10 protein-coding genes are annotated in these 9,334 nt (G+C 46.0%); 6 read left to right on the top strand and 4 right to left on the bottom strand.

Annotated elements, in window-relative coordinates; genetic code table 11:
- Positions 1 to 441: 441 nt before the first annotated feature.
- The 3 genes from pgl (at position 442) to IM496_RS00215 (ending at position 3,536) form a co-directional block, all read left to right on the top strand.
- Complete coding sequence (gene pgl, locus IM496_RS00225; protein WP_287660908.1) at positions 442 to 1,164, top strand: 6-phosphogluconolactonase; 723 nt, start codon at positions 442 to 444, stop codon at positions 1,162 to 1,164.
- A gap of 288 nt (positions 1,165 to 1,452) precedes the next feature.
- A complete protein-coding gene (locus tag IM496_RS00220) occupies positions 1,453 to 2,085 on the top strand; it encodes a double zinc ribbon and FHA domain-containing protein (protein ID WP_287660906.1) in 633 nt (210 codons plus the stop codon).
- A 203-nt stretch (positions 2,086 to 2,288) separates the two neighbouring features.
- On the top strand, positions 2,289 to 3,536 hold the full coding sequence (locus tag IM496_RS00215) for a site-2 protease family protein (protein WP_194018069.1): 1,248 nt from the start codon (positions 2,289 to 2,291) through the stop codon (positions 3,534 to 3,536).
- Here IM496_RS00215 and IM496_RS00210 read toward each other — a convergent pair.
- Positions 3,455 to 4,219, bottom strand: a complete 765-nt coding sequence (locus IM496_RS00210; RefSeq protein ID WP_194018070.1) for a metallophosphoesterase family protein — start codon at positions 4,217 to 4,219, stop codon at positions 3,455 to 3,457. The genes IM496_RS00215 and IM496_RS00210 overlap by 82 nt on opposite strands.
- A 377-nt stretch (positions 4,220 to 4,596) precedes the next feature.
- Between IM496_RS00210 and tpiA the strand changes: the two genes are divergently transcribed.
- Entirely contained in the window at positions 4,597 to 5,322 is a 726-nt protein-coding gene (tpiA, locus tag IM496_RS00205; protein WP_194018071.1) for a triose-phosphate isomerase, read from the top strand.
- On the opposite strand, the gene IM496_RS00200 is transcribed toward tpiA, so the two are convergent.
- On the bottom strand, positions 5,319 to 6,101 hold the full coding sequence (locus IM496_RS00200; protein ID WP_287660907.1) for a fumarylacetoacetate hydrolase family protein: 783 nt from the start codon (positions 6,099 to 6,101) through the stop codon (positions 5,319 to 5,321). The genes tpiA and IM496_RS00200 overlap by 4 nt on opposite strands.
- 145 nt (positions 6,102 to 6,246) lie before the next feature.
- On the opposite strand from IM496_RS00200, the gene rpsF reads away from it, so the two are divergent.
- Complete coding sequence (gene rpsF, locus IM496_RS00195; protein WP_002769143.1) at positions 6,247 to 6,636, top strand: 30S ribosomal protein S6; 390 nt, start codon at positions 6,247 to 6,249, stop codon at positions 6,634 to 6,636.
- Between the two features lie 226 nt (positions 6,637 to 6,862).
- Here rpsF and IM496_RS00190 read toward each other — a convergent pair whose 3' ends face one another.
- Positions 6,863 to 7,561 carry a Uma2 family endonuclease gene (locus IM496_RS00190; RefSeq protein WP_287660905.1) on the bottom strand — a complete coding sequence of 233 codons (699 nt, stop codon included), beginning with the start codon at positions 7,559 to 7,561 and terminating at the stop codon, positions 6,863 to 6,865.
- Positions 7,562 to 7,805: 244 nt separating this feature from the next.
- Positions 7,806 to 8,414 carry a DUF3782 domain-containing protein gene (locus IM496_RS00185; RefSeq protein WP_287660903.1) on the bottom strand — a complete coding sequence of 203 codons (609 nt, stop codon included), beginning with the start codon at positions 8,412 to 8,414 and terminating at the stop codon, positions 7,806 to 7,808.
- 255 nt (positions 8,415 to 8,669) lie between these two features.
- Here IM496_RS00185 and IM496_RS00180 point away from each other — a divergent pair, with 255 nt between their 5' ends.
- Entirely contained in the window at positions 8,670 to 9,275 is a 606-nt protein-coding gene (locus IM496_RS00180) for a DNRLRE domain-containing protein (protein WP_287660902.1), read from the top strand.
- Positions 9,276 to 9,334 lie beyond the last annotated feature (59 nt).

The following is a 9,334-nucleotide window of genomic DNA, read 5'->3' as shown; positions in this document are numbered from 1 at the left end:
ATCCTGACTTGATTTCAGTTTTTTCTTTGTCAGTAAGGGTGTCAACAAGGAATATTACAAATTGTTAACCGAGTCTTGAAAGCCTTGTGCTACAAAGGTTTGAAATGTTAAGAAAGATGTGACTAAAGGACAGCCTTATCAAGGGGGGCAGGGGGGATCGAACCTAAAATCCATTTTTAATTTAATTATAACCAGCTACTTAGATGAATTAGGGCGTTGTCAAATTGAAAGATGCTCCGAATCAGCTTGGAACTGAAATTACTTTGATAGCAAGGATTGCATTGCATCTTTTATATTCTGATCTGACAACGCCAGATTTTCTCCTGTATCTCTTACCTAAGACAGAGACTGTCAAAGAATAAAATTTTCCCAAGCTCTCAGATGAGTCCTCAATGGTTAGCCTATAGTAAAGACAGCCCCCCTGAGTTGATAACAAAACCCATGCAGAAATTGGTGGAAGTTTTAGCTGATAAACAAGCTCTGATCGCAAAATCTCTGGCGCTGGTTCTGGAAAAAATCACAACCAGCCTCGACCAACAGGAATATTTTACCATCGCTCTTTCTGGCGGTAGTACCCCGAAACCTCTCTACGAAGCTTTATCCTCTCAACCCCTCGACTGGTCAAAAATTCACGTTTTCTGGGGAGATGAGCGCTACGTTAGTCCCGATCATCCCGACAGTAATCAACGCATGGCCCGATTAGCATGGCTCGATCGCATACCGATCCCAGCCGCTAATATTCATCATGTTCCCACGGATGACCCCGATCCTCACCTGGCCGCCCAAAAATACGATGATCATCTCCGCCAATGGTTTGGGGTCAATTCTCCCGATTTTCCCGTTTTTGACCTGATTTTGTTAGGAATGGGCGATGATGGTCACACTGCCTCCCTCTTTCCCCACACGGCAGCTTTAACGGTGAGCGATCGCTGTATCACCGTCGGCGAGAAAGACGGCAATCCCCGCTTAACTTTTACCGTTCCCCTGATCAATCAGGCCCGTTGTGTGATCTTTATCGCTGCCGGCGAAAGTAAACGCCCCGCTCTACATGAGATTTTCTCTGCTTATGGCGACCCTTTCTCCTATCCTTCTCGTCTCATCCACCCCCCGGCCGGGGAATTATATTGGTTACTCGATGCGGCCGCTGGTTCCTCTTTTGTCTAGAGAATAGGGGAATGGGGGAATAGGGAAATGGGGGAATAGGGAAATGGGGGAATTCAACTAAAACCCCAACACCCCCCGCAACGCGCACGCAGTGACCACCCCAACACCCCGACACCCCGAAAACCCTAACACCCCAACACCCCAAAACCCCAAAACCCTAACACCCCGACACCCCGAAAACCCTAACACCCCAACACCCCAACACCCCAACATCCCAACATCCCAACACTCCAACACTCAACCCCTAATCTGCTTTTTTACTTTTTCCTTTTTACTTTTTCCTTAAAAATGATCGTTTGTCCTAATTGCGAACATATTAACCCCGATGAGGCCACTCAATGCGAGGCCTGTTATACCCCCTTACCGAGGATGTCTTCCTGTCCTAGTTGTGGGGCAACCATCCAAACTGATGCCACCTTTTGCGGTCAGTGTGGCTACAATTTACAGCCTAATTCTGCCCCCATGGTAGCAGCCGAGGCCGAATCGGAACCTGAACCTGAACCCGTCCCACCGGTCCCTACAGCCACCGGCGCCTCGATCGCACCTCCTCCTGTTGCCCCCCCACCGGTTCCGGCCGCCACCCGCTTGCAGACGGAAATGGCCAGTCTCCAGCACCTGCAAACCGATAGCAAAATTGAATTACCCCTACATCTATCGGTAATTCATATCGGCAAACCTAATGATCGCATTCCCCCCGATATCGATGTTTCCGGTTTTCCCGATTCTGACATCGTCTCCCGGGTTCATGGCGATATCCGCGTCGAAGGGGGCATCTATTACCTTGAAGACAGCGGCAGCGCCAACGGAACCTACGTTAATCACAATCCCCTACCCTCCGGCAATCGTCATCGTCTTCGGGCAGGCGATCGCATTTCCCTCGGTAAAGGGGACAAAATGACTTTTATTTTCCAAATGTCTTAAAAGGGGTTAGGGGTTAGGGTTTTCGGGTTTTCGGGTTTTCGGGTTTTCGGGTGTTGGGGTGTTAGGGTTTTAGGGTTTTAGGGTTTTAGTTGAATTCCCCCACTTCCCCATTCCCCACTTCCCCATTCCCCTATTCCCCCATTCCCCCACTTTCCCACTTCCCCACTTCCCACTTCCCACTTCCCACTTCCCCACTGAGAATTATGCGTACAAATTGGCGAATCGGCTCTTTATTGGGCATTCCTCTCTATATTGATTCCTCGTGGTTTTTGATTCTGGCTTTTGTCACCCTGCTCAATGCCACCGATGCAGAAATTCAGTCTCTGGCCGGCCAGAGTTTCGGTTTAGCGTGGTTACTTGGTTTAATCATCGCTTTATTGCTGTTTATCTCGGTTTTACTCCACGAATTAGGTCATAGTTTCATGGCTCGCTCCCAAGGCATCCAGGTCAATTCCATTACCCTGTTTCTCTTTGGGGGTATGGCCTCGATCGAGCGAGAATCTCGGACTCCTCCAGAGGCCCTGCAAGTAGCGATCGCTGGACCCCTCGTCAGTTTTCTCCTGTTTTGTCTCCTATCCCTAGCCAGTCACTTACCCTATTTAAACGCTAATTTAACCTATATATGCGGTCATTTAGCGATAATTAACCTGTTTTTGGCTCTATTTAATCTTATCCCCGGTTTACCCCTCGATGGCGGTCAAATTTTAAAAGCAATGGTCTGGCAAGCAACTGGCGATCGCTGGAAAGGTTTACATTGGGCTGCGATCAGTGGTCAATTCATCGGTTGGTTAGGGATTATTTTAGGAATTTTCTTGGTTCTCTTGACGGCAGATGTGGGGGGTGCCTGGTTAGGATTAATGGGCTGGTTTATCCTCAGAAATGCCCGCGCCTACGATAATTTAACTAATTTACAGGAAAGTCTCCTCAATTTCACGGCAGGAGAGGTGATGAGCAGAAATTTGCGGGTTTTAAACGCCCATCAAACCCTAGAGGAATTCGTCCAAGAATACGTTTTAGACCAAGCAGCCGCCAATACTGCTTATTTTGCCGCGTCCGAGGGGCGTTATCGGGGATTAATTCGGGTGGCAGATTTACAGGCGATCGAGCGCAGTTTCTGGTCAGAAAAACAACTGCTTGATATTGCCCATCCCCTCGGGGAAATTGCCACTGTTGAGGAAAAAACCCCCTTAGTGACAGTGGTGCAAAAATTGGAAACCATCCCAGACCGCATGATCACGGTGTTAACACCGGCCTCCGCCGTAGCGGGAGTAATCGATCGCGGCGATATCCTCAAGGCAATTGCGATAAAATACCAACTTCCCCTAGAGGAAACGGATATTAAACGCGCTCGCGAGGGAGTTTACCCCAGTTATTTGCCCTTAAATGTCATTGCTGCCGCTCTTGACAAGAGTGAACGGCCAAAAATCGGCGAACCGTCCTTAATGTCCTGACGTAGAGAGGATGGACGATAATAATCTTGAATCTGGCTAATCCGAAAATTTCCTCGCTGGTTAACCTGCCACAATTTCCCCGTTTCCACATCTAAACAACTTAACCAGCCTTGGCCGTAGGCCCAAGTATCAATACAAATGGCATGGCCGAGATTAACCGGTTTACCGCTTTTTTGGCTGGTATGACCGCAAATCATGGTTTTTCCTGAACTATGGGCGGCGGGATATTGAAATTTCTCCCAAAAGAGTTTGTATTCTGGTTGTCTGGCTAGGGGTAGATGGGGATCGAGACTAGCGTGAACAAATAAATGATTTGCAGTTTCGTAGCTATTTATACAGACTTTTCCTAAAAAATCCCAGTGAGATTCAGGAATTTTAATCAGGTGGCCTTCGCTATAGGATTTGAGGGTAGCTTTACCGCCTTTTTCTAACCAGAGACGCTGTTTGAGGGGGTTATTACGGGCTTGCAGCATGATAATCTCGTGATTACCTTTGAGGGGAATCAAATTTCCCTGTTTATGTAGGGAAATCAGGCGATCGATCACCCCTTTCGAGTCTTTGCCCTTATTAACGTAATCACCGAGGGTGATTAAAGTATCTTGCGGTTTGGGATTGACGATCTCTAGCAAGTGATCTAGAGCTTTCGAGCAACCATGAATATCGCCGATCGCTAAGGTTCGCATGAGGATTTAGTAGGGGATTAGGGCATAGGTAGGGTTTGCGGCAAAAAGTTTTTCGTGGGGGCAGGGTGTGGGGTGTGGGGTGTAGGGTGTAGGGTTTTACCGATTTTGAGGTGGTCAGTTACCTAATTTTCAGGGAAAAAGTCCAGGAATTTTACCCCCGATCCCTCCAATGGTAGGCACTTTTTGAGGTCAAAAAAGTCTAAAAGCCTTATCAAACAAAGTTTTTAGATTTATTCAGCAAACCCTAGGTACAGGTAAAAGTATTAAAGAAATCTGTTCACGACAAACAGCGATTATCGGTGATCTTGCTTAGGGTAACAAAAAGGCTTAGAGTAAAATGTACCATAAATTATCAAATCTACTAAATTAATTAAGCTGTGCCGAAAGTTGTTATTGCAGGTAACTGGAAAATGCACAAAACCCAGAGAGAAGCTTTGGAGTTTTTGCAAGATTTTAAATCCCATCTAGATGAAACCCCCGACGACCGAGAAGTAGTTCTTTGCGCCCCTTTCACAGCTTTAGCTGTCCTGTCTAAAACCCTCCACGGCGGTCGTATTCGCTTGGGGGCGCAAAATGTCCACTGGGAAAAATCGGGGGCTTATACGGGCGAAATCTCGGCGGATATGTTAACCGAAATTGGGGTTCACTATGTGGTTATCGGTCACAGTGAACGCCGGCAATATTTCGGCGAAACCGATGAAACCGTCAATTTAAGGGTCATATCTGCCCAAAAACAAGGTTTAATCCCGATTATCTGCGTGGGAGAAAGTAAAGCCCAAAGAGATGCCGGAGAAACGGAAAAAGTAATTATCAAGCAAATTCAAGGGGGTTTAGTCAATGTTGACCAAAACAACCTCGTTATCGCCTACGAACCCATCTGGGCGATTGGGACGGGGGAAACCTGCGAAAGCGAGGAAGCTAACCGCGTTATCGGTTTGATTCGGCAACAATTAGACAATCCCGAAGTAAGCATTCAGTACGGTGGTTCGGTAAAACCGGATAATATCGATGAAATTATGGCTCAATCGCAGATCAACGGGGCTTTAGTCGGTGGGGCGAGTCTAGACCCCGCCGTATTCGCTAGGATTGTTAATTATCGTTAATTGATTTCTGCTGCCATGACGCTATTTTCCAAAACCCCGATGCCTTCTATTTCCACCCGAACCTTATCCCCCACCTGCATCGGTCCGATTCCTTCGGGAGTTCCCGTTAAAATCACATCCCCCGGCAGCAGGGTCATCACTTGGGAGATATAAGCCACCAAGACATCGGGGGGAAAGACCATATCACTGAGATAACTGCTTTGTTTGGGTTCGCTGCCATCATTGAGAAAAGTGGTTAATTGCGCCCCGATACTCAATTCCCGGACAATCCAGGGGCCGAGGGGACAAAAACTGTCAAATCCTTTCGCCCGCGTCCATTGGCTATCTTTTTTCTGTAAATCCCTAGCGGTGACATCGTTAGCAATGGTATAACCCCAGATTTTGCTTCTGGCTTGGGCTGTGGTGCAGTTTTTGGCGGTTTCTCCCATAATTAATGCCAATTCTCCTTCATAATCCACTCTTTGGGATTGGGGCGGATAAAAAATCGTTTCACCGTCGGCGATAATTGTCGTCGGTGGCTTGAGAAATAAAAGCGGTTCTTCCGGTACAGGTGTTCCCATCTCGGCGGCGTGGGCGCGGTAATTTTTGCCCACGGCAATAATTTTCGACGGGAAACAGGGGGCTAATAGTTGGTAGCTATCAGGTTCTAATTCTATTTTGGTTAGTTGCCCTCCTTGCCAGGGAGGGGCATCAAAGACAGCAACGCTACGGTTTAGCTGTAACAGTCCGTAGAAGATTTGTCCTTGACGATGTTTCACTCGTACATAGCGTTGCGCCATATTTTTCTGGGAATGACTAGCGATCGACTCTCGGATAGTAGTATGATCATATATCCTTGCTTCTTTATTAAAAGCTAGAGAGTTATTAAAATCAATTAACCTCTGGCCTTGACAAAGAAGCCTTCTAGTCCATAAGGATTCTGAGATGAGCAATAACTACGAAACTCTTTACATTCTCCGTCCCGATTTAGGGGAAGAAGTCGTTCAGCAACAAGTGGAACGTTATCGGACTCTGATTAGCGAACACAGCGCCACAGACATTCAAGTTAAGGTGTGGGGTAAAAAACGTCTGGCCTATCCCATCAAAAAACTCAATGATGGTGTCTATGTGCAGATGAATTATCAGGCAAGCGGCAAACAAGTCGCCCCCATGGAACGGGCCATGCGTTTAAGTGATGAGGTTATTCGTTATTTAACCCTAAAACTCGATCGCGTGGTCGCCCCCCCTGCCGATTTATCTCCCTTAACGGAAATTCCGCCCTCTCCTATCACCGAAGCGGTGGTGGAAGATGACGGTATCTCCGCTGAAGATTAATTAGGGTCTGCTGAAAAAGTTTGTTGGTGGGGGCAGGGTGTGGGGTGTGGGGTGTGGGGTGTAGGGTTTTACCGATTTTGAGGTAGTCAGTTACCTAATTTTCAGGGAAAAAGTACCTGAATTTTACCCCCGATACCTCCAATGGTCGGCACTTTTTGAGGTCAAAAAAGTCTAAAAGCCTTATCCAACAAGGTTTTTAGATTTATTCAGCAAGCCCTAATTATAGTCACAACTGTGTCGGGTCAATGCCCAATTCGCGTAATCGGGCAAAAGCGCGATCGCGTTCTTGTTGTGCTTGGTTGCGTTCTTGTTGTGCTTGGTCGCGTTCTTGTTGTGCTTGGTTGCGTTCCTCAAAGAGGGTTTCAGGGTCTTTAAATCGTTCCCCATTGGGATAAAAGACCTCTAAACCCTCTTCAAACATCTCAAACCGAATCCCTAGGATTGGGGAAGTCCAAGGAAAATTCAAGGCCGTTACTGGGAAAAAATCCTCTTGCTGATTGGGTCGCACCAATCCCCAGAAATCATGGGAGTCTGGGTCATAGAAAAACATTTCTAATACCCCATACTCCCGATAGAAAGACTGCTTTTTGAGCATTTCCCTGGCACTATTGCTCGGAGAGAGGATTTCAAACACTACCTGGGGGGCAATATTTTCTTCTTCCCATTGTTTATAGCTGCCGCGCTCACCAGGTGGACGGCCGAAAACTACCATGGCATCGGGAGCTTGACGGGGAGCGGGTGGTACAGTTACCTGCTGGGGATACCAGAGCAAATCTCCGGCGACAAAGACGGTTTGCCCTTTAAATAAATACCTGAGATTGGCAACCAAGCGAACAATCCAGCGATATTGAACTGTGTTGTCGGCCATAGGTTTACCGTCGGAGTCAGGATAGAAAAGTTGGGGTTCGATGGGTGCTTGAACCATGCTTTATCTCTTGCGATCGCATTTTTGCCTAACTTTATTGTATCACCGCAAATCCTCGGTTTGAAACCCTCTCCTTTTATACTAAATCCGTTGAGTAACGCACAGAAAACGGGTTTCTCCGAGAAACCCGTTTTCTGCTCAGGCAAAAGGCTTCAACGGTGAGACTTCGGACGTTCGGCAAACGGCAAAAGGGGGAATAAATAATCAGTTTTTAATAACAGGATTTAGGATTACATCTAAATTTTTAATAAAGTCGAGGTTGAAAATTATCGGGAATATCCAATTCAAATACTTGGTCATGAATCCGAGCCACATAAAACCCTTCTTGCAGAATTTTTTCCCGTAATTCCGGGGATACATGAACCGCCGCTAATATGCCATAGAGTTTTTTATCTTTGTGTTCAGGAAAAAAGCGGCGAAACCGTTGCAAAATACTTTTTAATTGTGAAATAGACTCCTCTCTGGCATGACTTTTAACCTCGACGATATAAGCAGTATTTAGCTGACCATTGGTATAGGCAAGAACATCAATTTCTAGGTGTTTTCCATCTTTACTGACTCGGACACTGGGACTGATAACTTCCATACCAAAGCGTTGTCTGAGAATCTTTTCCATTGAAGGGAGGGCAAGTCCTTCGGTAAAGCTGCCGAATTTTGCACCGAGTCCCCCAATTTGCTGACCTAATTCTTTGAGTTGTTTGTCAGTTTTCTTCTGTTGTTGGGCGTTTTCCTGCTGTTGCTGACTAACTTCCTTCAATAGTAGGTCAGTCTCCTTCAGTTGTTTGTCAGTTTCTTTTTGAGCAGTCGCTAATTCGGCTAAGAGTCGCCATACGTCTTCGGATGTAGTTGCCATAGCTAATTTTTTCTCTCTGATTTGGTCTATTGCTATTTTACTGAATTTTGCCGATTCATGAAGAAGATAGTGCTTTTGCCTTTGAGTAAGAGAGCGATAAGTAGGGCGTGTTACACTGTCGCTAACATACCTTTATTTTTATAAGTAACTTAGAGTATTTTTAAGATTTGATAAATTTAACTGCAAGAGTTTCAAATCTACAGAATTAAACATTATAAATCAGGCAGAACTACATTTTTTAAGAGGCATTTAGTTATGACATTATCAAAAGTGATTAATTATTTGAGTTTGCATGAGTATAGATTATCTGAGTTATTAACTGTCTCTTCCCTCACCCTGACGACTGCTTTGGCGACTGTCCCAGTTTCTGCTGCGGTTATTACTTTTCAACCCGGACCTGAAGGCAAGGACACCTATGTTGATAGTCGTCCATATAGCAATGTTCCGGGTATTATCCCCCCTTATAACACGGTGAATTGGGGATCAGAACCTCGGATGTTACTTGGGGAAGCAGATACTGGAGCAGGCTATACCGACACCCTAATCCAATTTGACCTCTCAACATTGCCTTCTGTTGGCGTAAACAAGGTTAGCTTAATTCTGACAACCTTAAGTGACTCTGCACCGAGTTTTGTGGAGCCATTTTTAGCCTCAGCCCATCGAATCACAAGTGCGTGGGATGAAAATACAGTGACTTGGGACTCACGTCCAAGTTTCGCTCCTACTCCTGTCGCTTCCACCACCGTTGACGACATCGCCGCTAGGAGTTTTGAATGGGACATTAGACCTCTTGCAAAAGTCTTAAGTCGATCCTTGTACAGCAACATTTTTGAAGATTATCAACTACTAATAAATAATTAACTGAAAGTCCCTCCCATTATTGTTTCTATCGTTTGTTTTCGGATTTATGCAAGAGGTCT

Origin of the sequence: Microcystis sp. M049S2 (assembly GCF_020245625.1) — a bacterium.
GTDB classification, from domain to species: domain Bacteria; phylum Cyanobacteriota; class Cyanobacteriia; order Cyanobacteriales; family Microcystaceae; genus Microcystis; species Microcystis ichthyoblabe_A.
Note: the sequence above shows the minus strand (reverse complement) of the source record. Positions and strands in the feature narration are given on the sequence as shown.